The sequence below is a fragment of the Nocardiopsis sp. iso_25 genome (genome assembly GCF_056173305.1).
On sequence record NZ_CM149667.1, the window covers coordinates 2,927,794 to 2,954,390 of the forward strand.

Genomic DNA, 26,597 nt, shown 5'->3' on the forward strand with positions numbered 1-26,597 from the left:
AGGGCAGCGGTGAACGGCCCCGGCCCTGTTCAGATCCAGCCGTGTTCGGCGGCGATGTGCGCGGCCTCGTGCCGGTTGGCGGCGTCGAGCTTGGCGACGGCGGCCGCGAGGTAGTTGCGCACCGTCCCCCGGGAGAGCGAGACGCGCCGGGCGATCTCCTCCACGGGCGCGCCGTCGCGGGACAGGGCCAGCACGTCGGCCTCGCGCGGGCTGAGCGGGGAGTCGCCCGCGCTGATCGCCTCGGCCGCGAGTTCGGGATCGACGTAGCGGCCTCCGGCCGCGACCTTGCGCACGACCTCGGCGAAGGTGCGCGAGGAGACGGTCTTGGGCAGGAAGCCGCTCACACCCGCCGCGAGCGCCGACTTCAGGTAGCCGGGGCGGCCGTGGGAGGTGACGATGACGCACCGGCACCCGGGCAGCTCGGCGGCGAGCCTGCGGGCGATCTCGATTCCGTCGGGGCCGGGCAGCTGCAGGTCGAGCAGGGCCACGTCGGGGCGGAGCTTGAGGGCCATGGCCAGCGCCTCGTCGCCGGAGGCCGCCTGGGCGACGACCTCGAAGTCCTCCTCCAGGTCGAGCAGTCCGGCGATGGCGTCGCGGATGAGGTGTTCGTCGTCGGCGACGAGGATGCGTGTCATCTGGGGGCGTCCTTCGGAAGCGGGAGCGCGGCGTCGAGCAGGAACCAGTCTCCGTCACGGCGCGCCGTGACGCGTCCGCCGAGCGCGTGCAGGCGCTCGGACATCGCGCGCAGCCCGGTGCCCCCGCCGTCCCGCGCGGTTCTCGGGGGGCCGGCCCCGTCGTTGGCGATGGTCAGGTGCACTTCCCCCTCCTCGTTCGCGGTGGCGATGGTGACCTGGGTGGCCGAGGCGTGGCGCAGCAGGTTGGTGACGCCCTCGCGCACGACCCACGCCAGGGGCTCCGCGCACCGCTGGGGGACGGGGTCGCCGGTCACCGTGCAGCGGATGCCCGCGGACCTGAGCAGCGAACGGGCGCCCGACACCTCGTCCTCCCAGGTCGTGCGCAGCTCACCGCGTACGACGCGGCGGACCTCGGTACCCGCCTCCTCTGCCAGCCCGCGGATCGCGGAGATCTCCGTCGCGGCCCGTTCACCGTGGCCGCGCTGGACGAGCTCGGAGGCCAGCGAGCTCTTGACCGCGATGGCGGCCAGGGTGCGGCCGAACACGTCGTGCAGGTCCCGGGAGATGCGCAGGCGTTCGTTGGCCAGGGCGAGTGCGGCGCGGTCCTCGTGCGCGGACTGGAGTTCGCGCAGCACCCGCAGCATCCACGCGCTGGACCAGCACAGCCACAGGGCGGCGCTGACCATGACCGCCGCGACCAGCAGGAGCGCGATGTCGGCGACTCCCACGAGCGCGGCGGTCAGCACGAGCGCCGCCGCGTTGAGCAGCAGCGCCCTGCGGGAGTGCAGGACGGGGGCGAGGCTCGCGGCGGCCGAACCGATCGCCGCCGCGACCGTCATGCCCATCGCGGGAAGGGGGAGCGTCAGGGTCAGGGCGACGAAGGCCGTCAGGACCAGCGCCCACGCGATGACGCCCGTGAGGGGGAGCCGCCGCCCGCGGCCGACGACGACGTCGATGCTCCACCTGGTGACGAGGATGTTCCCGAGGACCAGGACCAGGCAGAGCCCACCCGCCGTGACCAGGCTGGCCAGGGGCGCTCCGGTGAGCCGGTCGACATCCACCGCGCTCCTGAGGAGGGTGCCGGACGGAAGCGAGACGGCGATGTAGGTGGACCAGCGCACGTAGGTCTCGAACCTGCGTGTGCCGACCAGCGGCGGATTGCTCATGGACGTCATTGTCGCGTCAGGTGCGCGTCGGCTGCGGACCGGAAGGGGTCAGTGCGGGTCCCGTCTTGCGGGTGCGCCACCACACCACCGCCGTGATCACGACGAGGGCGACGCAGGGGATGCCCAGGATGATCGTCCCCGTACCCGCCGACCGTTCCAGCGCGGCGTTCAGGTCGGCGTGCAGGAGGATGTAGATGAGGAAGCTGAGCGTGTTGTTCAGGGCGTGCCAGACGATCGAGACCTCGATCCCCCCGGTGCGCCAGGTGATGAGGGCCATGCTGGCGCCGATCACGAAGAACAGGACGTTGTGCCACAGGTCACCGGAGAGGTGGATGGCGGCGAACACCAGGCTGGAGACCAGGACGGCGACGACCAGGGCCGTACGCGGTCCCCGGCTCCAGCTCCCGGCGACCCGGAAGACGAGTCCGCGGTAGCCGTACTCCTCACCGGCCCCCTGCAGGGGCGTCAGCACGAGGGTGAGGGCGAACAGGCTGAGCAGGCTGACGGGCGACCAGGGGACCTGCTCCTGGGGCTTGAGGGCGAATATCGCGATCGAGACGGCCAGCCAGAGGGGGCCCATGAACAGGAGTGCCCGGCCGAGCAGGTCGAACCGGAAGCTCGACAGCACCGAGTGCAGCGAGGCGCCCTTCACCCCGTAGAGCCAGCGCTGGAGGAGCATGCTCCACGGGATGAGCAGGGCGATCGAGAACAGGTTGGCGGCGTGGAAGAGCGGCGTGTAGTCGGTACCGCCGAAGGTCGGGTTGGTCCTGCCCATCAGGCTGTCGACGAAGGCGGCGGCCGCCGCGATGGCGATGCCGAAGGCGAACATCCCCCCCACCAGGAGCGTGATCGCGAGGATTCCCCGTCCGATCCGGGGTTTGTCCCCGGCGAGTACCCGGTGGTACTCCACACCCGGCGGGACGGGCCGCGGGCCGCCGCGGCGCGGGTGCGGTGCGGCGGGACCGGAGGGTACTTCCGGCGCGGGCGCCTGCGCCGGACCGGCGCCCGAGGTGGCGGAGAAGGGGGATCCGGTCTGCGGGAGGGGAGCCCGGGAAGGGCGTTCGTCGTTGCTGTGCATGATTTAACGCTAGTACGGAGAGTGATCGCGCCAGGGTGCCGCGGATCACGGGTTCCCTCTGCGTTCCGCACGGGCCGGGCATGACATCTGTCATGCGCCGACGGGGCTCGCGCCGCCCGGGCGCGCACCGGCCGTATGTCGGCGGGGACGTCTAGCATCGGCCCCATGACCACTCTGTCCCAGCTGCGCAAGGCCGCGCTCGCCCTTCCGGAGGCCGAGGAGGGCAACCGCTCCGGCACGGTCGTGTTCTCGGTACGAGGCGGGGACTTCGCCTCGGTGACCGGGGACGGCCGGGTGCTGCTCCGCCTCCCGGACGCCGAGGCCGAGGCCGCGCTCTCCGCGCACTCGACGGGGGAGCGGTGAGAGCGTGCGGGCACGCCCGTCGGCTTCGGCCTGCCCCTGGCCGACGTGAACGGCAAGGACCTCAACGCCCTGGTCCGGCGCGCCTGGCTGTCCCGCGCGCCCCGGCGGCTGGCCGAGGCCGCCGAGGCCGCCGCGTCCGCGGCCCCGGGTGAGGTGGGGGACCTGCCCCGGGCCATCGGCGCACCGGCGACCCGGGCGCTGGCGGAGGAGGGGCTGACCTCCCTGGAGCGGGTGGCCGCGCTCACGGAGGCCGAACTGGGCGCGCTGCACGGGGTCGGGCCCAAGGCGGTGCGGATCCTGCGCGAGGCTCTGGCCGAACGCGGACTGTCCCCGCGCTGAGCGGGCCGGGCGCCCCTCGGGCGCGGGCGGGAGGGCGCGGGCCCCGGCACGGCCGGGAGCGGAGGATGCCGGTCGGCGCGCCCTCCGACGCGGTGGGGCGCTTCGGCGGGCCCGAACGCCGTCGGGTCAGGACGTCCCGGCGGACCGGTCCGGCAGTCCGGCGGCGCGCCGCAGGCGCGCGAACTCCCCGATGAGCGGCCCCAGCTGCCAGTGCGCGTTGCGGCCGCTGGGGTTGGGCAGCAGCCACACCCGGGCGCCGCCGATCTCCGCGTCTTGGGGACCCACCGCCGCGCGGCGTTCGGCGAAGGCCTGGCGGTAGGCGGTCACGCCCAGGACGGCCAGCCACCGGGGCCGCCACCGCAGGACCTTCTCCCGCAGCCTGCGCCCGCCCTCCACGTACTCCTCCCGGTCCAGCTCGTCCGCCTGGGCCGTGGTCCGCTCGACGACGTTGGTGATGCCCAGGCCCAGGGACAGGAGTTCGTCCTCCTCGTCCGGCCTGAGCTGGCGCGGGGTGAAGCCGGACCCGTGCAGGGAGGGCCAGAAGCGCGTACCCGGCTTGGCGAAGTGGTGTCCGACCGCGCCCGAGGTCAGGCCGGGGTTGATCCCGCAGAAGAGCACGCTCAGGTCCTCGGCGATCACGTCCGGGACCAGCCTGTTCCGGGCCGCCTCCAACTCCGCCTTGCTCGGGCCGGGCCTGCGCCCGGCCGGTGCGGAGCGTGCGCGCGGGCGCTCCGCACCGCCCTTCGACACGCCCTCTGCTCGTCCGCTCGCGGAGTCCATGTGCCACCCTTCCGTGTGCGCTGTCGGTGACGCGGGCGACCGCGTCGCTGTCGCGGTCACCTGCCCGGAACCACTGTGCCCCAAGCACCGCGGGGCGGGCGCCGCCCCCGGGAGCGGTGCTACACCTCCACCGCGGGCAGCAGGCGCAGCACCACCGGGGCCGAGCGCGGCTCGGGCAGTTCGGCGCCGTCGAGGACGACCAGCCCGGCCCCGGGCGGTACGGGGGCCTCCGCCCCCTCCCCGGGAGGGACCCGGCGGAACCGGAACTCGGGTTCGCCGACCTCCTCGCGCATCGCCGCCTCGTCCTCGGGCCCGGGCTGCCGCGCGGTCGAGCGGCTGGTCCGCCCCACCGCCTCCGAGTGACCCGGGTCGGCGCCGCCTCCCCGCGGCCGGGGCGGCGGCGATCCGGGCACCAGCCACAGCGTCTCGCCGGGCGTGCACAGCCCGGCCAGCAGGCCGGGCAGGGTGTCGCCGGGCCCGGTGAGCCGCAGCGACGCGCTGCGGCCCTCGACCAGCCGGCCCAGGGCGGCGACCTGCCCGTCCGAGAGCGCGACCGCCTCCAGCAGTTCCGCCGCCTCCTCCACCGGAGTCGCCGCCGAGGTGCCGCGCCGCAGCGGCCACCGGGGGAAGACCGGCCGGGGCCAGACGTAGGGCAGGCCGCCGGGCGTGCCGGGGAACAGCGGCGCGTAGTGCGCCGGGTCCTTGTACACCAGGGCCGAGCGGTGCGACAGGTGCAGCGCGTCGTCGCCCAGCCACGGCGGGAGCATGTCGCGCTCCCACAGCTCCTCCTCCTCGGGGACGCGGCCCCCGGTGAAGGCCAGCAGCGAGGGCAGCACCGAGTCGGCGTACCCGCGGCGGCGCCACTCGCGGCACACCGCCACCCCGTAACCCACCAGCGCGGGCACGAAGCCGCGCCACATCGCCACGGCCGGGTGACGCTTCCAGCCGTACTCGGGCCACACCAGGGCCCGCAGCACCTGCATGGTCTCCACCCGCTGCTTGCCCAGCCTGCGGTCGTCCAGCACCCGCGCGCACTCGGCGAACCCGGGGTGGGGCAGGAAGGTCTGCATCGTCCCCCCGTCCGGCCCGCGGCGTTCTCGCCGGTCAGGCCCTCGTGCGGTCCGCTACCCGTCCGCCGCCGGTGTTACCCCTGGCGCCGGTCCGCTCCTGCCCGGGCGGTACCCGACCGGCGTTCTCACCCACCTCTCACCTTCACCCGCGACCACGCGCCCACCAGGGGACGCCGCCCCGGCTCTCAGGAACCTCTCAGGAAGTTCTCCGCCTCTTCGCAGGGTCGTCGGGTTGTGTCCTTCTGGTCGTCACCACCGTCAGGACAGGAGGCACCGTGGCAGCACCACGCCACCCCGGCCCCGCCGGGCACGCCGCGAACGCAGCGAAGGCAGCGAAGGCCGCACCGGCCGGCACCCCGACCGGCACCGCCGCCGGGGACCGGCTGAGGGCGCCGAGCAGGCTCCACGCCTTCAACCGATACGAACTCAAGTACCTCGTCCCCGCCGACCAGGCCCGGGACGTGCGCGCCGAACTCACCGCGCGCATGCGGGCCGACCGCAACGCCGGGCCCGACGGCTACGGCGTGTGGAGCCTGTACTACGACACCGACCGGCTGCGCTTCTACCACGAGAAGATCGAGGGCCTGAGGTTCCGCCGCAAGCTGCGCGTCCGCCGCTACGGCGAGGTCGGCCCGGCCGCCGAGGACACCCCGTCTCCGTCGAGATCAAGCAGCGCGTCAACCGCGTCACCCAGAAGCGCCGGGTCCTGCTGCCCTACCACCTGGCCCGCGACCTGTGCGACCGGCGCGTGCGCGTGGAGCACCCCGGCGCCGACCAGGCCTTCGTGGACGAGGTCCTCGACCTCGTGCACCGCCTGGACCTGCGTCCGACCGCGATGACCGGGTACCGGCGCGAACCCTACGTGGGCACCGGCTCCGACCTGGGGCTGCGCGTGACCCTGGACCACCGGGTGCGCGGGCGCGACCGCGACTTCGACCTGCGCGCCGAGGCCGAGAGCCGCTACATCATCAGCCCGCACCTGGCGGTCATGGAGGTCAAGGCCAACGAGCGCGCCCCCTACTGGGTCACCGACATGGCCGCCCGCTTCGGCCTCCAGGTGCAGCGCGTCTCCAAGTACTGCCAGAGCGTGGAGGCCCACGGCATGGCCCCGCGCTCGGTCTTCCACCTGCCCGAGGAGGACGTCGTGGCCGAGGCGCGTCCGCTCGGCCTCCTGGCCGGGGCGCGTCCGCCCGGTCCCGTGGTCGATGCGCCCGCGCCCGGTCCCGCGGCCGGGGGCGCGTCCCCCGGCACCCGTTCCTGAACCCCGTTCCCACCCGCTCCGTACGAAGGCACACCCGCACATGAACCTCGATTTCGGCGTCACCGACCTGTCCGGCACGTTCAGCGTCATGGACGTGGTCCTGTCCCTGACCCTGGCGTTCGTCACCAGCCTCGTGGTGGCCTGGACCTACCGCGCCACCCACCGCAACATCAGCTACTCGCAGAGCTACGTGCACACGCTGATCATCCTGGGCATGCTCATCGCCCTGATCATGCTGGTGGTCGGCTCCAACATCGCCCGCGCCTTCGCCCTGGTCGGCGCGCTGTCGGTGGTGCGGTTCCGCAACGCCATCAAGGAGACCCGCGACGTCGGGTTCATCTTCCTGGTGATGGGCGTGGGCATGGCCTGCGGCACGCGCTTCTACACGCTGGCGGTCATCGCCACCGTGGTCATCTGCGCGGTCGTGCTGCTCATGCACCGCTTCAACTGGTTCGCGCTCAACGTGCAGCGCCAGGTGGTCAAGGTCCAGGTTCCCGCGGACGGCGACGACTACGGACCCGTCATCGACGACGTGCTCATCCGCTTCACCGACGAGTACGAACTGATCAGCACCGAGACCGTGCGCGGCGGCTCCCTGCTGGAGACGGCCTACACCGCACGGCTGAAGAAGGGCGTCAAGCCCGGCGACGTCATCCAGCGCCTGCGGGAGATCAACGCGGGGCAGAAGGCGACCGTCCTGACCGGCTACGACCAGACGGACATTTGACTTTTCCTCCTGCCTTGAGGCAGAAGGCTCCGACCAGGCCTACCGACCTGGTACCGCCATGGTGGTGACCCTCACAGGCCCGGTTTCCTGTTTCTTTGCCGGTTGCGACAGGGAGGACCCTTGCCGTCTGACACCAGCTCCGCAGGCATCGTCCAAGGTCGAACCCCGGACTGCGACTCGACCAGCCGCACTGATGTTCCTCGCCGCATTCACTTCCCGGTCATGGCGGGTGCGGCAGCCCGGGCACGACCACACCCGGGTTCTCAACGACAACTCAGCGAGCACGTAGTGGCACTCACTGCAGGTCTTGGAGGAGGCCAACCACCGGTCGACCACCACCAAAAGGCGACCCGCGCGTTGTGTCTTGTATTCCAACTGGCGGCGTATCTCGCCGAAGGAGGCGTCCAGTACCGCTCTGTTCAACCCCGCCTTGGCCTGCACTTTTCTGCCTGGCTGGCCGTGGGTGCCCTTCGCCGAGGCGGTCATACCCCGCACGTTCAGGTCCTCGATCGCGATGATCGGGTGCTCGCGCACCAGCCGAGTGGTCAGTTTGTGCAGGAAGTCCTGGCGGAGGTGACGCACTTTGCGGTGCGAGGCCGCTACCCTGCGCCTGGCCTTGCGTCGATTCTTCGATCCGCGCTGCGTGCGGGCCATCCGTCTCTGATAGCGGACCAGGCCACGGGCTTTGCGCGCCAAGTGGCGGGGGTTGGGAATCTTTTCTCCTGTGGACAGGGTGGCCAAATCCATCACGCCCAAGCCGATCCCGACCACATCGCCCTCCTCCGCCGCTGTCTGTGTACCCGAGCCTGCTTCCGGGGCCGGGGCCGGGGCCGGGGCGGGTACTGGGGCGTCGGTCTCCACCGAGAAGGTGACGTACCAACGCCCGTCCGCCTCTCGGGAGACGATGACCATGGTGGGGTCCAACTCGGTGAGGGAGTCCTGGCTCCAAGACCACACGAACCGCAGAGGGGAGATGCTCTTGGCCAACCGCAACCGTCCATCACGAAGCCGAAACGCACTGCGGGTATAGTGCGCGGCCTGTCTGCCTCCCCGCGCCTTGAACCGGGGATAACGGGTGCGCCCGGCGAAGAAGCCGACAAAGGCCGCGTGCTGGTGCCGGAGTGTCTGCTGCAACGGCACCGAGGAAACCTGACCCAAAAACGCCAGTTCCGGTGTCTTCTTCCAACGGGTCAACGCGGCGTCAGTGTCCCGATAGGAAGTCCTTTTGCCTTCCTCCCGCCAGACGCGGGTGCGCTCTGCCAAGGTGCGGTTCCACACCAGACGCAGGCATCCGAACGTGCGGCTCAACTGAACTGCTTGTTCGGGGTCCGGGTAGGCCCGGCACTTGTATGCCCTCCGCATGGTCATCATGGTGGCAGAACTCTCGGATGGGTGTACGTCGAATCCGAAAACACTGCTCGGATCTGTCCTCGGACTGAATGCCGAGGACGTCCTACGAGAGGAACGATGACATGCACAGCCTCAATGACGAAGAGGGCGACGGTGGCACCGCCGCCGGGCGAGGCCCGCACCGGCCCGCGCGCCTGCGGCACCGCCTCCCGGTGCGCCTGCGCCAGCACTGGAGGAGCACCGCCGTCGTGTGCGCCGCGCTGCTCGCCCTGGTCCTGGTCTTCGGTGAGGCGCGGGTGCGCCCCTACGTCACCTCCGAGTTGGTCTCGCAGGACGCCGTCACCCAGAACATCGAGGGCGAGGGCGACCTGTTCGACGGCGGGGAGCACACGATCAAGGTGAGCTTCGACCAGACCGAGTACGCCGACATGATGAGCACCTTCCGCGAGGAGGGCGAGAAGGAGTACGTCCGGGCCGACGTCACCATCGACGGCACCACCGTCGAGGACGTCGGACTCCGTCTCAAGGGCAACTCGACCCTGATGAGCCTGCGCGGTGACGCCGGGGCGGGGGCGGCGGCCGACACCGGGGGTGAACAGGGGGCCGGTCCGGGCGCCGGGGGAGCGGCCGGGCCGGGCTCGGTCACCCTGTCCGAGGAGGAGCCGGAGAACCTCCCCTGGCTGATCAGCTTCGAGGAGTTCGTCTCCGGCCGGGCCTACCAGGGGCACACCGAGATCGCCCTGCGCCCGGCGACGGCGACCTCCGACACCGCTCTCAACGAGGCCCTGGCCCTGGAGTTGACGGCGGCGGCCGGGCAGACCACGCAGGACTACACGTTCACCTCGTTCGCGGTCAACGGCGGCGAGGAGGTGCCGCGCCTGCTGCTGGACGCGCCCGACGCCGCCTGGGCCGACGGGTACGGGGACGGCGTGCTCTACAAGGGCCGCGCCGGAGGCTCCTTCGACTACCTGGGCGGGGACGCCACCGACTACGAGGAGGCCTTCAACCAGATCAACGGCGAGGGCGCCCACGACCTCCAGCCGGTGATGGACCTGCTGCGATTCGTGGCCGAGTCCGACGACGAGGAGTTCGCCCGCGAGCTGGACGAGCACCTGGACACCGAGTCCTTCGCCCGCTACCTCGCGCTGCAGAGCCTGATGTCCAACAGCGACGGCATGGACGGCCCGGGCAACAACTACTACCTGTGGTACGACACCGCCGAGGAGCGGTTCACCGTCCTGTCCTGGGATCTGAACCTGTCCTTCGGCGGTATGGGCGGCGGTGGGGGAGCGATGCCGGAGGGAGCGCAGCTCCCCGGCGGGGGCACACCCCCCGAGGGCATGGAACCGCCGGAGGGGATGGAACCGCCGGAGGGCATGGAGGCGCCCGGGGAAGGGGAGGCGGCCGGAGGCGGTATGTCCATGGGCGGCAGCGGGGCGCTCAAGGAGCGCTTCCTCGCCGACGAGGACTTCCACCGCCTCTACGAGGAGGCCTACGCCGACCTCCACCAGGAGTTGATCGGGAGCGGTACCGCCACCGAACTCCTGGAGTCGGCCGTCTCCCGGGCCGGGGCCGCGGGCGACACGGGGGCCGACGCCGCGGGCGAGCAGCTCACCGAGCGGATCGCCGCCGTCTCCCAGACCCCGCAGGAGGACGGCCGGGAGGCGGGGGAGGGGGCCACCACCGACCAGCGGGGTTCCTGAGGGCTGTCCGGTGCGGGCGGACCGCCGGGGGCAAAACGGGGCCGATCCCCGCGGTCCCCCGGTGTGGTTCTCGCTGGCCGGGGCCGTGACCACGACAGGTACCGACGTTCGGTGCGTGCCGAAGGGATCCGTCCGCTGATCGCCCGCCGCGGCCAGAAGCCGGTTCGGGATCGGGAGCCCAGCGGTGGGTGGTGGAGCGGGGCTTCGCTCTGCTCCGCTGACCGGGCCCGGCACGGCGGTGTCCGGGGTCGCCGCCGACGCCCGAGCCGATCCCGGCCGGGGACGGGGCCTGCACCGGGCCCGAAGGGTTCCCACCGCTGGGACCCGGATCAGTCCTTCCCGGACACCGACCGCGCGCCCCCGGGGAGGAGACCCCCGGGGGCACGGGAGAGGTCAGACCCCGAACGCGGCGGGGTAGCCGATGGTGCCGGTCGGGACGGGGCGGTCGCCGTCCAGGGCCATGGCCATCATGGCCTCGTCGGGAACCTCGAAGGGCGCCCGGATACCGAAGCGGGAGGCCGGGGTGAAGCCGAACCGCGGGTAGTAGTCGGCATGGCCCAGGACGAGGACGAGGTTCTCCCCCATGGCCCGGGCGGCGCCCAGGGCAGCGCGGATCGCGGCCGAACCGGCCCCGGTGCGCTGGGCGGAGGGCTCCACCGCGCACGGGGCCAGGGCGAGGGCGGGTTCGCCGTCGACGTGGCAGCGGCTGAGCAGCGCGTACCCGACCGGAGTGCCCTCAGAGGTCGTGGCGACCATCGACAGGCCCTCGATCCACGCCTCGGGGTCGGCGCGCAGGGCGTCGACGATGTCGGCCTCGGCGTCGGTGGGGAAGGCCGCCAGGAGGATGTCGCGGATGGCGGGGGTGTCGTCGGTGGTCTCGGGGCGGGTGTGCCAGGTGGTCATGGTTCCGTTCTCGGTGTCGTCGTGGGGTTGGAGCAGGCGGGTGGCGTGGTCGTAGCCGTCGCGGTACCGCCGCCGCGTGTCGGTCTCCGTCTGGTGTGCGGTACCGCCGGTCGCCCGCGCCGCGTCGGCGTCGGCGGCGTGGGTGCGCGGCGGGTGGGCCGCCTCGGCGGTGAGGCTGCCCGGGCCCGGGAACGCCTGCGTCACCGGGTCGCCGTCGGCGCCCAGGCGGGTGTTGTCGGTGTCCTTCACCGCTGGCGGTCCCGGAACCGGTAGGTGGCACGCAAGTGCCGGGTGATGTCCTTCCTGGCGGCCTCGCGGCCCGCGCGCAACCTCGCGTCGGTGCGGGAGGCGGCGTACGCGTTCTCCCGGAGTAGCTGGTGGTAGCTGTCCAGCCTGCGGCGGGGGATCTCCCCCTCCTCGACCGCGGCGAGCACCGCGCAGCCCGGTTCGCTCGTGTGGGAGCAGTCGGCGAACCGGCACTCCTGTGCGAGGTGCTCGATCTCGCCGAAGGCCTGTTCCAGGCCGCCCTGGGCGTCGTGCAGGCCGATCGCCCGCAGTCCGGGGGTGTCGAGCAGCACGCCCCCGCCGGGCAGCGGGAGCAGTTCCCGCCGGGAAGTGGTGTGCCGTCCCCTGCCGTCCGCCTCACGCACGGCGCCGGTGGCCAGCAGGTCCTGGCCCAGCAGCCGGTTGCCCAGGGTGGACTTGCCCGCCCCGGAGGGGCCGAGCAGCACGACGGTGCCGTTGAGGACGGCGGTCAGGAAGTCCAGGCCCTGCCCCGTCTCGGCACTGGTGACCAGCACGTCCACACCGGCGGCCACCTGCGACACCTGTTCCCGCGCCGAGGGCAGGTCCGCGCACGCGTCGGCCTTGGTCAGGACCACGACCGGTTGGGCGCCGCTCTCCCATGCCAGGGCGAGCATGCGTTCGGTGCGGCCGTGCTTGAGCGGTGCGGCCAGGGAGACCGTCACCACGACGGTGTCGACGTTGGCGGCCAGGAGTTGGCCGTGCGAGGTCCGTGAGGCCGAGGCGCGCACCAGGGCGGTGCGCCGCTCCAGGACCTCGTGCAGGAGCGGTGCGGCGCCGGTGAGGGGGCGCAGGGCCACCCAGTCGCCGGTGCACGGTGCCGTCAGCGGATCGCTCTGGTCCGCGGTGCCGGGGATGTCCGCGCGGACGGTTCCGGTGTCGGTGACGGCTTCGCACGAGCCGCGGTCGGCCCGGACGACGCGGGCCGGGACCAGTCCGTCGGCGCGATGGGGGGCGAAGGCGCGTTCGCGCGCCTGGTCCCAGCCGTAGTCCGCCAGGGAGTACGGCTGAGCATGACGCGAAAGGGATTGAGACAACGTAGAGACCCTAGAACAGGGGCCCCGATGAGCACGGAGTACCGCCTCCTGCGAGCCGTCAGGGCTCCGACAGGGGGATCAGCGTCAGGTCAGACCGGGGCCCGGGACGTGAGGATGGTCCAACGGGCGCTGCGCAGGGCAGCGGCCTTCACCGCAGACATCAACTCACCTCCCATTTCTGGTCCCGCAGCCGACCGGGTTGTCTCTGCGCCGACGATGTTAGCACGGAGGCTGGAAGCCCCCGGTCCCGTCAGCGGAACCCGCCCCGTCGACGAGGCGGAGGGGTTCGGGCGCTCCGGTCAGACCGGTGGCATGCCGGTCAGCGGCCCGCCGACCCCCTCCCGGCCCGCGGACCCCCTCCCGGCCCGCGGACCCCCTCCCGGCCCGCGGACCCCCTCCCGGCCCGCGGACCCCCTCCCGGCCCGCGGACCCCCTCCCGGCCCGCGGACCCCCTCCCGGCCCGCGGACCCCCTCCCTGCCCGCGGACCCCCTCCCGGCACGCCGATCCCCTCCCGGTCGGCCCGGGTCCGGGGCAGCGGCAGGAGGCGGCGGGGAAGCCCGACGCCCGTGCACACGGCGGGGCCGCCCTCGTTCCACGCGGTCAGCTCGAACGGGCGGGAGGTGTCGATGACGAGACCATCCCGTCGGCCGGGCCCCGGACGAGTCGTTCCCGGAGTTCAGCCCAGCGGCAGCACCACGGTGAAGACGCAGCCCCCGCCCGGCGGCGACTCCGCGGTGACGTAGCCGTCGTGCGCGGCCACGAAGGCCGCGCTGATGGCCAGGCCCAGCCCGGCCCCGGCCCGCTCGCGGGGCCCGTCCGCCCGGTAGAACCGGTCGAACACCCGGGGCAGCTCCCCGGCGGGGATGCCGGTCCCCTCGTCGCGTACCGCTATGACCGCGACCTCCGCCACCCCCGGCGGCAGCGCGCCCGCACGGGCCGGTCCCGGAGGCGGCGGGTCCTGGGTCCGACGCACCGACACCCGCACCGGCGTGCCCTCGGGCGTGTGGGTCAGGGCGTTGCCGACGAGGTTCTCCAGCACCTGGCGGATCCGGTCGCCGTCGCCCACCGCCCGCACGGGCCCCTCGGCCTCCAGCGCCACGGGCGTGCGCGGGGCCCGGGCCCGGGCGCTGAGCACCACCCGCTCGGCGATGGCGACCAGTTCCATGTCGGAGTGCTCCAACCGCGGCGCCTCGTCCACGCGCGAGAGCGTCAGCAGGTCGTCCACCATGCTCCCCATCCGCCCGGCCTCGTCCTCGATCCGCGACATCCACCGGTCCGCCCGGGCGTCCTCGGCGACCAGCCCCTGACCCCTGCCCTGCCGGTACAGCTCGGCGAACCCGCGGATCGAGGACAGCGGCGTGCGCAGCTCGTGGGAGGCGTCCGCGACGAAGCGCCGCGTCGTCTCGACCGCGCGGTCCCGCTCGCCCAGGGCCCGAGTCAGCTCACCGAGCATCGTGTTGAGGGAGGCGCCCAGCCGACCCGTCTCGGTGGCCGGGTCCTGGGGCGGGATCCGCCGGTCCAGGTCGCCCCCGGCGATGGCCCGCGCCGTGGACTCGATCTCCCGCAGCGGCCGGAGCTGGAACTGCACGATCGCCGCGGTGCCGAACCCCACGGCCGCCAGCGCCACCAGCCCCGTCACGGCCTCGATGAGCACGAGCCGGTCGAGCGTGTCCTCGATCCCCGCCAGGGACTGGGCGGTCATGAAGACCCCGCCGTCCTCCCGGGCGGTGGTCAGCACCCGCCAGTCGCCCCCGCCCCCTGTTCCGGGCAGCGTGAACGGCTCCCCGGACCGCGCCCGCAGCTCCTCGGCCGTCACCGCCGACACGTCCGGCAGGCCGTCGTCGGAGCCGGTCTGGCCCACGCTGTCCACCACGTCGCCGTCGGCGTCGACGACCAGCGCGCGCAGGTCGGTGGGCAGCGGGGGCGGCTGGGCACCGACGGGCGGGTCCGCCTGCTCGGTCGCGTGCCGGGGCGCGGGCAGGGTCCGCAGCCGGTGGTCGACCTCCTCGGTCAGCGAGCGCTGGAGCAGCAGGGTGGCGACCGCGCCGAAGGCGACCAGGCACACGGCGGTCAGGCACAGCACCGCCAGGGGGATCCGGCCGCCCAGCCCCCGCGGCCAGCGGAGTCCGCGGCGGCCGCTCACCCGTTCCCCCCGGCCGCCAGGCGCAGGCTGTAGCCCACGCCCCGCACGGTGTGGATCAGCGCGGGGCGGCCCGCGTCGACCTTGCGGCGCAGGTAGCTGACGTAGGTCTCCACGACGCGTATGTCGTCGCTCTCCCCGCCCCACACCCGGTCCAGGATCTGCGCCTTGCTGACGACCTTGCCCGCGTTGAGCAGGAGGTAGCGCAGGAGCGCGAACTCGGTGGGCGAGAGCCGCACCGGCGCGCCCGCGCGGCGCACCTGGTGCCCCTCCTCGTCCAGTTCCAGGTCGGCGTAGCGCAGGGGCTCGGCGCCCTCGGAGCCGCGGCGGCCCGATCTGCGCAGGATCGCGTTCAGCCGCAGCACGACCTCCTCCAGGCTGAAGGGCTTGGTGACGTAGTCGTCGGCGCCGACCCTCAGGCCCGCCACCCGGTCCTGGACCGTGTCGCGCGCGGTCAGGAACAGCACCGGCAGGCCGGGCACGACCCCGCGCAGGTCACCGGCCAGGTCCAGGCCGCTGCGGCCGGGCAGGGTCACGTCCAGGACGGCGATGTCGGGGGTGAACCCGTCCAGCGCGGCCAGGGCGGCCCCCGCGTCGGGCGCGCCGCGCGTGGCGAAGCCGCTCAGCTCCAGGGAGGCGGTGAGCAGTTCGAGGATGTTGGGCTCGTCCTCGACGATGAGGGCCCGGGCCGCCGGAGCGGCGGTGCCGGAGGGCGCGTGGGGCATGCGGGAGTCCTGAAGGTTCGTGGGACGTACGAACACGAAAGGTTACGGGCCGCGGGCAAGAGTTCGGTGAGAACTCTCCGGCACCGGGAGTCACCGCCGTGCCGGTCACGGGGAACGGTTGACGCACCGCGACGCGCGGTATACCGCTGGTACGCGTTCGAGGCCGGAAGGGTTGGTCGCATGGGTGGTGTCCACGGGTTTGCCGCAGGTCGGGTCCGTGCAACCCGGCCGGGGGACCGGCCTCCGCCCGCGTCCACGGCCGACCCCGGGGAACCCGGACCCGGGGCCGGGCCCGTGTCGCCTGCGGCAGGGACCGTGCCTTCGCCTCCCGGGCCCGCACCCCTCGCATCCCCGATTCGACCTGACGCATGGGCCCGGCCCCGCCGACCCGGGGCGGGCGCCGCGTGATCGTCATCGGCCTGTCCTCGGGAACCTCGGCCGACGGCATCGACGTCGCCGCCGCCCGCTTCGCCCTGGACGGGGACCTCGTCCTCCTGACCCCGCTGGGGCACCGCACCGAGCCCTACCCGGGCGACCTGCGGGAGGCGATCCGCGCCGCCCTCCCCCCGGCCCGCACGACCATGGAGACCGTCTGCCGCCTCGACACCCGCATCGGCCGGGCGTTCGCCGACGCGGCGCTGCGCGCGGTCGGCGAACTCGCCGGGGGACGGGCCGACCTGGTGGCCTCACACGGCCAGACCCTGTTCCACTGGGCTGATCATCGGGCCGATCATGGGGCCGGTCAACGGGCCGACGGCGCCACGGTCCACGGCACCCTCCAACTGGGCCAGCCCGCCTGGATCGCCGAGGCCACCGGCCTGCCCGTGGTCTCGGACCTGCGCACGGCCGACGTGGCCGCGGGCGGACAGGGCGCGCCGCTGGCCAGCCTGCTCGACGCCCTCCTACTCGGCGCGCGCCCCGAACCCACCGCCGCCCTCAACCTCGGCGGTATCGCCAACGCCACCGTCCTGCGGGGAGAGCAGCCGCCGCTGGCCTTCGACACCGGCCCCGGCAACGCCCTGCTCGACGCCGCCGCGCGCAGGGTGAGCGGCGGGCGCGCCGACTTCGACGCCGACGGGGCCATCGCCCGCTCCGGCCGCCCCGACCCCGCCCTGCTGGAGCACCTGCTCGCCGAGCCCTACTACCGCCTGCCCCCGCCCAGGACCACCGGGCTGGAGCTGTTCGGCCCCGGCTACCTCGACGCGGCGCTGCGCGCCACCGGCACGCCCGACGACGCGGACCTGATGGCCACCCTGGTCGAACTCACCGCCGCCACCGTCGCCGACGCGCTGCGCCCCCACGGCGTGGCCGAGGTGCTCGGCTCGGGCGGCGGCACCCGCAACCCGGTCCTCATGGAACGCCTCGCCGCCCGGCTCAGCCCGGCGCGGCTGGCCGCGTTCGACACCCTGGGGCTGGACAGCGACGCCAAGGAGGCCTACCTGTTCGCGCTGATCGGCTTCCTCACCTGGCACGGGCTCCCCGGCTCCGTGCCCTCCTGCACCGGAGCCCGCCGCGGGCCGGTGGCCGGACGCCTCACACCGGGCGCCTCACCGCTCCGGCTCCCCGAACCCGCGTCCACCGTCCCCGCGCGCCTGCGCGTCGGGGCACGGGACCTGCGAGCCCCCGCCCCCCACCACCCGGAGTAGCGCAGTGCAGACAATCGACCTCGTGGTCATCGCGGTGTACCTGCTGGGATCGGCCTGGCTCGGCCTCAGGCTCTCCGGCCGACAGCGCGACATCAAGGACTACTTCATCGGCAACCGGCAGCTGCCCTGGTGGGCGGTGTGCCTGTCGGTGGTGGCCACCGAGACCAGCGCCCTGACCGTGATCAGCATCCCCGGCGTGGCCTACCTGGGCAACGTCACGTTCCTCCAGGTGGCGGTCGGCTACCTGATCGGGCGGGTGGTCGTGGCCTTCGTGCTGCTGCCCCGCTACTACCGGGGCGAGATGACCACGGCCTACGCCTACCTCGGCACCCGCTTCGGCCGCGGCATGCAGGGCACGGCCTCGGTCGCGTTCCTGTTCACGCGGCTGCTCGCGGACGGGGTGCGGCTGTTCGCCGCGGCCATCCCCGTCAAGATCATCCTGGACTCCTACGGGATCGACCTGTCCTACTTCGCGATCATCGCGCTGCTGGGCGTGGTGACGATCCTGTACACCTTCGTCGGCGGCATCCGGGCCGTGGTCTGGGTGGACGTCCTGCAGATGGCGGTGTACGCGGTCGGCGGCGTCGCCGCCCTGGCGGTCATCGCGGGCGGCCTCGACGTGAACTTCCTGGCGGTGGCCGCCGACGCGGGCAAGACCCAGTTCCTCGACTTCACCTCGAACCCGGTCTCGGCCCCCTACGCGACGGTCACCGCGGTCCTGGGCGGGGCCCTGCTCTCCACCGCCTCCCACGGCGCCGACCAGATCATCGTGCAGCGGCTGCTGGGCTGCCGCAGCCTGCGCGACGCCCAGAAGGCGGTGATCGGCAGCGCCGTCGTGGTGTTCTTCCAGTTCGCGCTGTTCCTGACCGTGGGCCTGGCGCTGTACGCCTACTACGAGGGGGCCTCGGTCGAGGAGATGGGCCTGGCCAACTCCGACGAGCTCTTCCCGACGTTCATCGTGGAGGGGCTGCCGGTCGGCCTGTCGGGCCTGCTGCTGGCGGGAATCCTGGCCGCGGCGATGAGCACCCTGTCGTCCTCGCTGTCGGCGCTGTCCTCCTCCACCATGGCCGACCTGTACCAGCGGTTCAGCAGGCGCACGCTCACCGACGCCCAGGGCCTGCGGCTGGGCAGGCTGTTCACCCTCGGCTGGGGGCTGGTCTTCATCGGGGCGGCGGCGATGTTCACCGGCACCGACAACCCGGTCGTGGAGCTGGGCCTGTCCGTGGCCAGCCTGACCTACGGCGGCCTGCTGGGCGCGTTCTTCCTGGGGCTGTGGGTGCGCCGGGCCCGCCAGCTCGACGCGATGGTCTCCTTCGCGGTCGCGGTGGCCACCATGGTCTGGCTGTTCCTCTTCCAGCCCGACCTGGTCGGCTTCACCTGGTACACCGCGATCGGCACGACCATCGTGCTGGGCCTGGGCTACCTGCTGTCGCTGCGCCACCGCGGCGCCGCGCCCCGCCCCGAGGAGGCACCTGAGGAGGGCTCCGGCGCCGGAACCGGCCGGGCGCCCCGCGCGGAGGGCGGGGCCGCCCCGGCGGACGAGGGGGAGCGGCCCTGATCCTGCCCGGTCCGACCCCGGCCCGCGCCGAGGTCCCGCCGCGCCGCCGGTCGTTGCTCCCGCCTCCGCACACATAGCGGGGGCCGGTCCGGAACACGCCCCGGACCGGCCCCGCGCACGCGACGCTCACCCCGCGTCGACGGTCTCCTCGCGCCGCGCCTCGCGCGAACGCGCGCGGGCGCGGATCCGCAGGAACGCGACCAGGGCCACGGCGGCCACGAGGACCGCGTAGATCCCGATCGTGATCGGACCCGCGAAGAGCACTCCCACGTCGCCCTGGCCGATGGCCAGGGCCCGGCGCAGCTCCGTCTCGGCCAGCGGACCGAGGATGACCGCGATGAGTACCGGCGCCACCGGGATCTCGTACCGCCGCATCATGAACCCGAGCAGCCCCAGGACGATCAGCAGCCACAGGTCGGTGATGGAGTAGGACGCGGCGTACACGCCCAGCGCCGCGAAACCGGTGATGCCCGCGTACAGGTAGCGCCGCGGGATCAGCAGCAGCTTGGCCCACAGCGGCGCGAAGGGCAGGTTGAGGATGAGCAGCATGACGCTGCCGACGAACAGGCTGGCCAGCAGTGCCCACACCAGGTCGGCGTTGCGCTCGAACAGCAGCGGGCCGGGCTGCATCCCGTACTGCTGGAAGGCGGCCAGCATGATCGCGGCCGTGGCCGAGGTCGGCAGGCCCAGACCCAGCAGCGCGCCCATCGCGGTGCCAGCGGTGGCGCTGGCAGCCGACTCGGGCGCGGCCACGCCCTCGATCGCGCCGTCGCCGAACTCGTCGGGCCGCTTGCCCCGGCGCGCCCGGAGCTGGGAGAGCTTGCGCTCGGTGCCGTAGGCCAGGAAGGTCGGGATCTCCGAGCCGCCCGCCGGGATCGCGCCGAAGGGCAGGCCGAAGCCCAGCCCGCGGATCCACGCCGGGACGGCGCGGCGCAGGTCGCGCCCGCTCAGCCAGGGGGTGCCGGTGCCGGTGATGAGTTTGGCGCCCGCGCCCGCGCCCCCGCCCCGGTGCACGCGCGAGACCACGTGCAGCACCTCGCCCAGCGCGAGCAGGCCCACGGTCACCGTGACCACGCTGATCCCCTCGAACAGGGAGGGGACGCCCAGGGTGAAGCGGGCCGCGCCGCTCTGGGCGTCGATGCCCACCATCGCGATGGCCAGGCCGATGGAGAGCGCGATGAGCCCGCGCACCATGGACTGGGCCACCACCGCCGAGGTGGCGACGAAGGCCAGGACCGCCAGCGCCAGGTACTCGGCCGGGCCGAAGCGCAGGGCGATGTCGATGATCACCTTGGAGAAGAAGGCCACCACCGTCGTGGCCACCACCGCGCCGGTGAACGCGCCGATGGCCGACGTGGCCAGGGCCTGGGAGGCCCGGCCCTTGAGCGCCATCTTGTGCCCCTCGATCGCGGTGGCGATCGCGGAGCTGTTGCCGGGCGTGTTCATCAGGATCGACGTGGTCGAGTCGCCGAACAGGCCGCCGTAGTACACGGCGGTGAACATGATGAAGGCCCCGGTGGGGTCCAGCTTGAACGTCACGGGCAGCAGCAGGGCCACGGCCATGGCCGAGCCCAGGCCGGGCAGCACGCCCACGGCGGTGCCCAGCAGCACGCCCACGAACGCCCACAGCAGGTTCTCTGGGGAGAGCGCGGCGGCGAACCCGCCGCCGAGCAGACTCAGGGTCTCCACTTACAGCACCCCTCCCAGGATTCCGGCGGGCAGGTTGAGGCCGAGCCCGCCGACGAAGGCGAGCTGGACCACGGACGAGTAGGCCAGCGCGACGGCGGCCTCGAACAGCGGGCGCCTGCCCCCGAAGGCCCAGGTCACGCCGTAGAACAGCAGCGCGCCGGACAGCAGCCAGCCCACCGGCTGCAACAGCAGGGCGAAGAGCACCACCGAGCCGAGCACGGTGCCCACGGCGCGCCAGTCGCTGTGGGCGGCGGGGGCGCCCGCGGCCGGGCCGCGCCCCTCGACCAGGTCGCCGACCACGCCCGCGTCGGCGTCGGAGTGGTCGGCCCCCTCCGGTTCGGGCACCGCGGGGCGCAGGGCCACCTGGACGACCAGGGCCGCGCCGAGGGCGAGCATCAGCACCGCGACGATCGCGGGGAAGAGCTGGGGGCCCGGGGAGGCCGAGTTGTCGGGCACGTGCATGGTGAGCGTCTGCACGCCCACGAACACGCCGATGCCGATGGTGAGCAGGCCGACGAAGATCTCGCTGCGCCCCCTCCACCAGGTGCGCCGCTCCTCCGGCGGCCGCGCGCCGGGCTCGCCCGGGGCGGTGGGTGTTGTGCTGTGCTGGCTCATGAAAGCCCCAGGTCCTCGGTGACGTCGGTGATGCGTTCGATCTCGGCCGCGAGGAACTCCTCGAACTCGCGGCCGCTCTGGAAGGTGTCGTCCCAGCGGTTGCGCTGGAGGGTGTCGCGCCACTCGTCGGTGCGCACCATCTCCTCCACGATCGCGGTGAGCTCCGCCCGCTCGGCCTCGGTGATGCCGGGCGGGGCCATGAACCCGCGCCAGTTGGGCAGCACCGCGTCCACGCCCTGCTCGGGCAGGGTCGGGGCGTCGATGCCCTCGACGCGCTCGTGGGCCGAGACCCCCAGGACGCGGATGTTGCCCGCCTCCACCTGGTCGCTGAACTCGTTGTAGCCCGAGACGCCGACGTCGAGGCTGCCCGAGAGCAGCGAGGTGAGCGCCTGCGCGCCGCCCGCGAAGGGGATGTAGTTGACGGCCTGGGGTTCGACGCCCTGCGACTGGGCGGCCAGCCCCGCCAGAAGGTGGTCGGTGCCGCCCAGGGAGCCGCCGCCGACCGCGACCGCGCCCGGGTCCTCCCGCCAGGCCTCGATGAGGTCGCCCATGTCCTCCATCGGTGAGTCGGCGGGGACCACGAAGACCTCGTAGTCGTCGGCGACGCGGGCGATGGGTGTCACGTCCTCCAGGGTCTGGGCCGAGTCGTTGACGATGATGCCGCCGATCATGACGGTGCCCGTGGTCATCAGCGTCGTGGCGCTGCCCTCGCGGCGCACCGTCTGCGCCAGGCCGATGGTCCCTCCCGCGCCGGGGAGGTTGAGGACCTGGGTGTTGTCGACGATGTCGTTCACGCGCAGGGAGTGCTGCGCCTCGCGCGCCACCAGGTCCCAGCCGCCGCCGGGGTCGGCGGGGACGACGATGTCGATCCTGGCGCGGGCCTCCGACGCGTTCGTGTCGGACAGCGCGGCGTTCGTCGCGGCGGCGCCCACCAGGAGCGCGGTGGCCACGGCCCCCGACGCGCGGAGGATCCGCTGTCTGTTCATCCTTCACTCCCTTTCGGCCCGCTGGTCCACCAGGTGGTCCAACGGGACCGTTTCGTGGTCTGGGAAATCATGCGAGCCCCTGTGATCTCTGTCAATGGCGATTCGAAACCTTTTGTTAACGAGTGTGTTGCGACGCACAGTCCCGTGTCGGTCCTCCCTTTCGCCCAGGCCAGTCCGGGTTTCGCCGGTGGGGGGTGCTCTTCGGGGAGGGGCTGGCCGTCCGCCGAGGGGTTGCGCTACGCTGACGGCGCGATTCCACTTGACGGTCTTGATAGACCACCTGGTGGACCAAACGGAAGGGGGAGGGATGCCTGACGGCGACTCCGGCGGCACCGTGCGCAGCGTCGCGCGAGCCCTGGACCTGCTCGACCTGTTCGACGAGAGGAACCAGCGCTACTCCACACGGGAACTGGTGGAGCGCACCGGCCTGGCCAAGACCACGGTCCTGCGGCTGGTCGCGACCCTGGAGCAGCGCGGACTGCTGTGGACGGCCCCCGACGGCCGGGTCGGTGTCGGCCCCAGCCTCCTGCGCTGGTCGCGCCTGGCACACGCCGTCTGGCAGGTGCCCGAGGCCGTCCGTTCCGTCATGCGCGAACTCGTCGCCGACACCGCCGAGACGGTCAACCTCTACGTCCGCGCCGACGCCACCCGCGTGTGCGTGGCCAAGGAGGAGGGCCCCCAACGGCTGCGCCACGTCGTCAACGTCGGCGACGAGATGGTCCTGTGGGGCGGGGGCGCCAGCAAGGTGCTGCTCATCGGCGCGGGGGAGTCCCTGCTGCTGCGCGTGGCCGCCGCCTCCCCCCACGGCCCCGGGCACGTCAGCCGCCTGCGCGAGGAGGTGGAACTGGCCCGCACACGAGGCTTCGCCGTCAGCCACGGCGAACGCGAGCGGGGCGCCTCCGGCGTGGCCGCGCCCGTCTACGGCCCCGCCGGCGGGGTGCCGGTCGCCGCGCTGGCCGTGGGCGGACCCACCGCCCGCTTCACCGACGCCGCCGTGGAGGGCTTCACCACGGCGGTGGTCGACGCCGCCCGCCGCATCACCGACATCGGGCTCGACCCCTCGGGAGGGACCGCGGGACCCGGAACACAGGAGAGACGTTGACCGACAACCACACCGACACAGGCTCCGGCTCCGAGGCCGGGGAGAGGGCCCTGCCGCTGGCGGGGGTGCGCGTCCTGGACATGACCAACGTCCTGGCCGGACCCTACGCGGGCTACCAGCTGGCGCTCATGGGCGCCGACGTGGTCAAGGTCGAGGTCCCCGGCTCCGGTGACCTGGCCCGCCAGCTCGGCGCCTCGGCGGAGCTGAACGGACGCGGACTGGGCGCGTCGTTCCTGGCCCAGAACGCGGGCAAGCGCTCCCTGACCCTGGACCTGAAGACCCCCGGCGGCCGGGAGGCCATGACCCGTCTGGTGCGCCGCTCCGACGTGCTGCTGGAGAACTTCCGGCCGGGCGTGCTGGAGCGCCTGGGCTTCGGCTGGGAGGACCTGAGCGCGATCAACCCCGGCCTGGTCTACTGCGCGGTGTCCGGGTTCGGCTCCGACGGCCCCCTGAGCGGACGCCCGGCCTACGACCAGATCATCCAGGGCCTGTCGGGGATGATGAGCACCACCGGCACGCCAGGCACCGGCCCCCTGCGCGCGGGCTTCCCCATCGCCGACGTCCTGGGCGGCCTCGCCGCCGCCTTCGCGATCAGCACCGCCCTGGTCAGGAGGGAGCGCACCGGCCGGGGGAGCAGCGTGGACGTGTCCATGCTGGAGACCGCGATCACCGCGATGGGCTGGGGCGTGTCCAACTACCTGTCCGCGGGTGTGGAGCCGGCCCCCATCGGCAACGAGAACGCCACGGCGGCCCCCTCGGGCACCTTCGCCACCGCCGACGGCGCGCTCAACATCGCCGCCAACAAGCAGGAGCAGTTCGAGGCGCTGTGCGCGGTCGTGGGCGCGCCCGAACTGGCGCGCGACCCCCGCTTCGCCCAGCGCGAGGACCGCAAGGCCCATCGCGAGGCCCTCCGCGAGGCCCTGGAGGAGCACCTGGGCACCCGGCCCGCCCTGGAATGGGAGGGGGAGCTGGCCCGGGTCGGGGTTCCCGCCGCCCGCGTGCTGACCGTGGCCCAGGCGCTGGAACTGGACCAGGTGGCCCACCGCGGGCTGGTGCACACGCTGCCCTTCCCCGGCGGTGACGAGGACCGCGAGCTGCGCGTGCTCGGCAGCGGCGTCCGCGTGGACGGCGCGCCCTTGGGTCCGCGCACGGCGCCGCCCCTGCTGGGCGAGCACACCGAGCAGGTGCTGCGCGAGACGGGGTTCAGCGACCGGGAGATCGACGCACTGCGCGAGGAGAAGGCCGTATGAGCACGTCCGACACGCCGTCCATGACCCACGAGGAGATCGGCCGCTGGTGGCGGACCGGGCTGATCCGGATCGCCCCCGGCGAGATCGAACCGGGCGGCTACCCGGTGCAGGAGCTGATCGGCCGCGTCTCCTTCGTCGACACGGTCTGGCTCATGCTGCGCGGCGAGCTGCCCGACCCGCGCCGCTCCCGCCTGCTGGAGGCCGCCCTGGTCTCCGCCGTGGACCACGGCCCCCAGGCGCCCTCCATCGCCGCCGCCCGGATGGCCGCCAGCTGCGGGGTGGGCCTGAACAACGCCGTCGCCACCGGCGTCAACCTGCTCGGGGACGTGCACGGCGGCGCGGGCCAGCAGTGCGTCGCCCTCCTGGAGGAGATGGCCGGGCGCGTCGCCGAGGGGACCCCGGTGGCGCGGGTGGCCGAGGAGGTGGTCGCCGAGTACCGCGGGCGCGGCGCGTACGTGCCCGGCTTCGGCCACCGCTTCCACCCGCGCGACCCGCGCCGCGACCCGCTCCTGGGGCTGGTGCGCGAGGCGGTCGAGGACGGCCTCGTCCCCGCGGGGCCTCTGGAGGCAGCCCTGGCGCTGGAGGAGGCGCTGGCCAAGGGGCGCGGACGCCCCGTGCCGATGAACATCGACGCCGCCACCGCGGTCGTCTACGCCTCGCTGGGCTTCCCCTCGGAGCTGGCCCGGGGGCTGTTCGTCCTCTCCCGCTCCGTGGGCATCCTCGCCCACGCCTGGGAGGAGCACCAGGGCGGGGCGCGCATCAAGGGGCCCCTGCCCAGGGCGGTGCTGGCGGGCTACGACGGCCCCGCGACCCGCCACCTCGCCGCCGACGACCCGCGGCTCTCCCCGGAGCCCGGCCGGGACTGACCGCGGAGAGTCCCCCCGAACGGCGGGCGCCGGTGCTTCCGTCCGGCCCGGTGCCCGCCCCTCCTCCGCGTCACCCGGCGGGGCGGCCCGGGCCCGCGGCCCTCACGCTGTTCCCCGCGCGCCCGGACCGGTGGCGGGACGGCGTGCTCGTGCCGGTCGGCCCTGAGGACGCGCGTCCCGCCGCCCCGTCAACCCGTGTGGACCACCATGACGGGGCAGGGGGAGCGGTGCAGTACCCCGTGGGCCGCCGAACCCAGGGCCAGTCGGGTCAGTCCGTACTCGCCGCCCGCCCCGACCACGAGCAGCCGCGCCGCTCGCGCCGCGTCCGTCAGCGCCGCGACGGGGCGGCCGTCCACCACCTCGGTGCTCACCTCCACCTCCGGGTACCGGGCACGGAGGGGCCCGACGGCGCGCTCCAGGGCGGCCTCATCGTCAGGGCCGTTCTCCCGGGCCCGGGGAGCCGACGCGACCACGGGGGGAAGGAACGGCAGCGGCGACTCCCGGACCCGCACGACGCGCAGCGGCCCGCCCCCGGTGGAGGCGGCCTCGAACGCCTCGGCCAGGACCCGCTCCGCGCCGGCCGACCCGTCGTCCCCCACCACCACCTCGGCGCTGTCGTCGGCCGCGGGCCGCGGCCCCACCACGACGACCGGCACCGACGACTGCGCGGCCACGCGGTAGGCCACCGATCCCACCCTCAGCCCGGAAAACCCGCCGCGCCCCCTGTGCCCGACGACCACCAGGGCCGTTCCGTCCTGCCCCGCGCACGCCAGCAGCGCCCGGCCGGGGGAGTCCACCGCCACCTCCCGGTCCACGGCCACACCGGGGGCCGCGGCCGACGCGCGTTCCCCGGCCAGGTCCAGGACGGCGCGGGCGCTCGCGCGGATCTCCTCCTCGGGCCAGACGAAGGCCGCGTCAGGCGACGGCGCGGGGAAGGCCGTGATCGTCCGCAGGCGGCAGTGCCGCCGGGAGGCCTCCGCCGCGGCCCACTCCACCGCCCGCAGGCTCTCATCGGAACCGTCCACCCCGACGAGGACCGACCGCTCCATGACAACCTCCACTGGTCTCGTCACCACCGCGTCACCCACCATCATCACCAGGACGGGCTTCCAGGGCGGGCCGCTCCCGGTTTCCGGGCGAGTCCCGCCCGGTCCGCTCCCTTCGGAACCGGGACGGGCGTGCCGCACGCACGGCCGCGGGGCGGGCCTCCAAGGGCCCGCCCCGCGGTGTCGCGCGTGGTGTCACGCTGTGTTGTCCGAAGCCGTCGTCCTGCGTGCCCGGCGCCTGTCGCGCCGAACCGGGTC

24 protein-coding genes and 1 pseudogene are annotated in these 26,597 nt (G+C 73.7%); 11 read left to right on the forward strand and 14 right to left on the reverse strand.

Going from position 1 to position 26,597, the window contains the following annotated elements; translation table 11 throughout:
* Positions 1 to 29: 29 nt before the first annotated feature.
* From AC0VX6_RS12645 to AC0VX6_RS12655, 3 genes are read right to left on the reverse strand one after another with little or no spacing between them, the layout of a single operon-like run.
* Positions 30 to 635, reverse strand: a complete 606-nt coding sequence (locus AC0VX6_RS12645; RefSeq protein WP_274977715.1) for a response regulator transcription factor — start codon at positions 633 to 635, stop codon at positions 30 to 32.
* On the reverse strand, positions 632 to 1,801 hold the full coding sequence (locus AC0VX6_RS12650; RefSeq protein ID WP_475468790.1) for a sensor histidine kinase: 1,170 nt from the start codon (positions 1,799 to 1,801) through the stop codon (positions 632 to 634). Before AC0VX6_RS12650 ends, AC0VX6_RS12645 begins: the two co-directional genes overlap by 4 nt.
* A gap of 16 nt (positions 1,802 to 1,817) precedes the next feature.
* Complete coding sequence (locus AC0VX6_RS12655) at positions 1,818 to 2,879, reverse strand: lysostaphin resistance A-like protein (protein WP_475468792.1); 1,062 nt, start codon at positions 2,877 to 2,879, stop codon at positions 1,818 to 1,820.
* Positions 2,880 to 3,044: 165 nt separating this feature from the next.
* Between AC0VX6_RS12655 and AC0VX6_RS12660 the strand changes: the two genes are divergently transcribed.
* Both AC0VX6_RS12660 and AC0VX6_RS12665 read left to right on the forward strand, forming a co-directional pair.
* The gene (locus AC0VX6_RS12660) at positions 3,045 to 3,242 is read left to right on the forward strand and encodes a hypothetical protein (RefSeq protein ID WP_475468794.1); all 198 of its coding nucleotides are present in this window, start codon (positions 3,045 to 3,047) and stop codon (positions 3,240 to 3,242) included.
* 45 nt (positions 3,243 to 3,287) lie between these two features.
* Entirely contained in the window at positions 3,288 to 3,581 is a 294-nt protein-coding gene (locus tag AC0VX6_RS12665) for a helix-hairpin-helix domain-containing protein (protein WP_475468796.1), read from the forward strand.
* A 126-nt stretch (positions 3,582 to 3,707) separates the two neighbouring features.
* On the opposite strand, the gene mug is transcribed toward AC0VX6_RS12665, so the two are convergent.
* Both mug and AC0VX6_RS12675 read right to left on the reverse strand, forming a co-directional pair.
* Positions 3,708 to 4,253 (reverse strand): G/U mismatch-specific DNA glycosylase, encoded by a 546-nt coding sequence (gene mug, locus AC0VX6_RS12670; RefSeq protein WP_368045836.1) that lies wholly within the window; start codon positions 4,251 to 4,253, stop codon positions 3,708 to 3,710.
* A 227-nt stretch (positions 4,254 to 4,480) separates the two neighbouring features.
* Positions 4,481 to 5,431 (reverse strand): MSMEG_6728 family protein, encoded by a 951-nt coding sequence (locus tag AC0VX6_RS12675; protein WP_475468797.1) that lies wholly within the window; start codon positions 5,429 to 5,431, stop codon positions 4,481 to 4,483.
* A gap of 461 nt (positions 5,432 to 5,892) precedes the next feature.
* Here AC0VX6_RS12675 and AC0VX6_RS12680 point away from each other — a divergent pair.
* The 3 genes and pseudogenes from AC0VX6_RS12680 to AC0VX6_RS12690 all read left to right on the forward strand — a co-directional run.
* A pseudogene (locus AC0VX6_RS12680) lies at positions 5,893 to 5,997 on the forward strand (vacuolar transporter); the annotation flags it as partial.
* A complete protein-coding gene (locus tag AC0VX6_RS12685; RefSeq protein ID WP_475468799.1) occupies positions 5,958 to 6,692 on the forward strand; it encodes a VTC domain-containing protein in 735 nt (244 codons plus the stop codon). The pseudogene AC0VX6_RS12680 and the gene AC0VX6_RS12685, both read left to right, overlap by 40 nt.
* A 40-nt stretch (positions 6,693 to 6,732) precedes the next feature.
* Positions 6,733 to 7,419 carry a DUF4956 domain-containing protein gene (locus AC0VX6_RS12690; RefSeq protein WP_274977722.1) on the forward strand — a complete coding sequence of 229 codons (687 nt, stop codon included), beginning with the start codon at positions 6,733 to 6,735 and terminating at the stop codon, positions 7,417 to 7,419.
* A 39-nt stretch (positions 7,420 to 7,458) separates the two neighbouring features.
* On the opposite strand, the gene AC0VX6_RS12695 is transcribed toward AC0VX6_RS12690, so the two are convergent.
* Positions 7,459 to 8,781, reverse strand: coding sequence for an RNA-guided endonuclease InsQ/TnpB family protein (locus tag AC0VX6_RS12695; RefSeq protein WP_475469323.1), 1,323 nt, complete (start codon positions 8,779 to 8,781; stop codon positions 7,459 to 7,461).
* 110 nt (positions 8,782 to 8,891) lie between these two features.
* Between AC0VX6_RS12695 and AC0VX6_RS12700 the strand changes: the two genes are divergently transcribed.
* A complete protein-coding gene (locus AC0VX6_RS12700) occupies positions 8,892 to 10,472 on the forward strand; it encodes a CotH kinase family protein (protein WP_475468802.1) in 1,581 nt (526 codons plus the stop codon).
* Between the two features lie 393 nt (positions 10,473 to 10,865).
* Here the strand turns inward: AC0VX6_RS12700 and AC0VX6_RS12705 are convergent, their stop codons facing one another.
* From AC0VX6_RS12705 to AC0VX6_RS12720, 4 genes are all read right to left on the reverse strand, one after another.
* Positions 10,866 to 11,375: a GNAT family N-acetyltransferase gene (locus AC0VX6_RS12705; protein WP_274978131.1), complete on the reverse strand. Its 510-nt coding sequence runs from the start codon at positions 11,373 to 11,375 to the stop codon at positions 10,866 to 10,868.
* 245 nt (positions 11,376 to 11,620) lie between these two features.
* Entirely contained in the window at positions 11,621 to 12,715 is a 1,095-nt protein-coding gene (rsgA, locus tag AC0VX6_RS12710; RefSeq protein WP_475468804.1) for a ribosome small subunit-dependent GTPase A, read from the reverse strand.
* 677 nt (positions 12,716 to 13,392) lie between these two features.
* Positions 13,393 to 14,859 carry a sensor histidine kinase gene (locus AC0VX6_RS12715; RefSeq protein WP_274977726.1) on the reverse strand — a complete coding sequence of 489 codons (1,467 nt, stop codon included), beginning with the start codon at positions 14,857 to 14,859 and terminating at the stop codon, positions 13,393 to 13,395.
* The gene (locus AC0VX6_RS12720) at positions 14,856 to 15,581 is read right to left on the reverse strand and encodes a response regulator transcription factor (RefSeq protein WP_475468806.1); all 726 of its coding nucleotides are present in this window, start codon (positions 15,579 to 15,581) and stop codon (positions 14,856 to 14,858) included. Before AC0VX6_RS12720 ends, AC0VX6_RS12715 begins: the two co-directional genes overlap by 4 nt.
* A gap of 404 nt (positions 15,582 to 15,985) precedes the next feature.
* On the opposite strand from AC0VX6_RS12720, the gene AC0VX6_RS12725 reads away from it, so the two are divergent.
* Positions 15,986 to 17,227, forward strand: coding sequence for an anhydro-N-acetylmuramic acid kinase (locus AC0VX6_RS12725; protein WP_475469325.1), 1,242 nt, complete (start codon positions 15,986 to 15,988; stop codon positions 17,225 to 17,227).
* A gap of 4 nt (positions 17,228 to 17,231) precedes the next feature.
* On the forward strand, positions 17,232 to 18,785 hold the full coding sequence (locus tag AC0VX6_RS12730; protein ID WP_475468808.1) for a sodium:solute symporter: 1,554 nt from the start codon (positions 17,232 to 17,234) through the stop codon (positions 18,783 to 18,785).
* 126 nt (positions 18,786 to 18,911) lie between these two features.
* On the opposite strand, the gene AC0VX6_RS12735 is transcribed toward AC0VX6_RS12730, so the two are convergent.
* The 3 genes from AC0VX6_RS12735 to AC0VX6_RS12745 are packed head-to-tail and all read right to left on the reverse strand — an operon-like array spanning position 18,912 to position 22,075.
* Positions 18,912 to 20,474 carry a tripartite tricarboxylate transporter permease gene (locus tag AC0VX6_RS12735; RefSeq protein ID WP_475468810.1) on the reverse strand — a complete coding sequence of 521 codons (1,563 nt, stop codon included), beginning with the start codon at positions 20,472 to 20,474 and terminating at the stop codon, positions 18,912 to 18,914.
* On the reverse strand, positions 20,475 to 21,089 hold the full coding sequence (locus tag AC0VX6_RS12740) for a tripartite tricarboxylate transporter TctB family protein (protein WP_274977731.1): 615 nt from the start codon (positions 21,087 to 21,089) through the stop codon (positions 20,475 to 20,477).
* Positions 21,086 to 22,075, reverse strand: a complete 990-nt coding sequence (locus AC0VX6_RS12745; protein ID WP_475468812.1) for a Bug family tripartite tricarboxylate transporter substrate binding protein — start codon at positions 22,073 to 22,075, stop codon at positions 21,086 to 21,088. The genes AC0VX6_RS12740 and AC0VX6_RS12745 overlap by 4 nt, the downstream gene beginning before the upstream one ends.
* 307 nt (positions 22,076 to 22,382) lie before the next feature.
* Here AC0VX6_RS12745 and AC0VX6_RS12750 point away from each other — a divergent pair, with 307 nt between their 5' ends.
* Genes AC0VX6_RS12750 through AC0VX6_RS12760 form a run of 3 tightly spaced genes read left to right on the forward strand, consistent with a single transcriptional unit; the run spans position 22,383 to position 25,293 of the window.
* The gene (locus AC0VX6_RS12750) at positions 22,383 to 23,177 is read left to right on the forward strand and encodes an IclR family transcriptional regulator (protein WP_274977733.1); all 795 of its coding nucleotides are present in this window, start codon (positions 22,383 to 22,385) and stop codon (positions 23,175 to 23,177) included.
* Positions 23,174 to 24,427: a CaiB/BaiF CoA transferase family protein gene (locus tag AC0VX6_RS12755; RefSeq protein WP_475468814.1), complete on the forward strand. Its 1,254-nt coding sequence runs from the start codon at positions 23,174 to 23,176 to the stop codon at positions 24,425 to 24,427. Before AC0VX6_RS12750 ends, AC0VX6_RS12755 begins: the two co-directional genes overlap by 4 nt.
* A complete protein-coding gene (locus AC0VX6_RS12760; protein ID WP_274977735.1) occupies positions 24,424 to 25,293 on the forward strand; it encodes a citryl-CoA lyase in 870 nt (289 codons plus the stop codon). Before AC0VX6_RS12755 ends, AC0VX6_RS12760 begins: the two co-directional genes overlap by 4 nt.
* Before the next feature lie 188 nt (positions 25,294 to 25,481).
* Here AC0VX6_RS12760 and AC0VX6_RS12765 read toward each other — a convergent pair whose 3' ends face one another.
* The gene (locus AC0VX6_RS12765) at positions 25,482 to 26,366 is read right to left on the reverse strand and encodes a universal stress protein (RefSeq protein ID WP_475468816.1); all 885 of its coding nucleotides are present in this window, start codon (positions 26,364 to 26,366) and stop codon (positions 25,482 to 25,484) included.
* Positions 26,367 to 26,597: the final 231 nt, after the last annotated feature.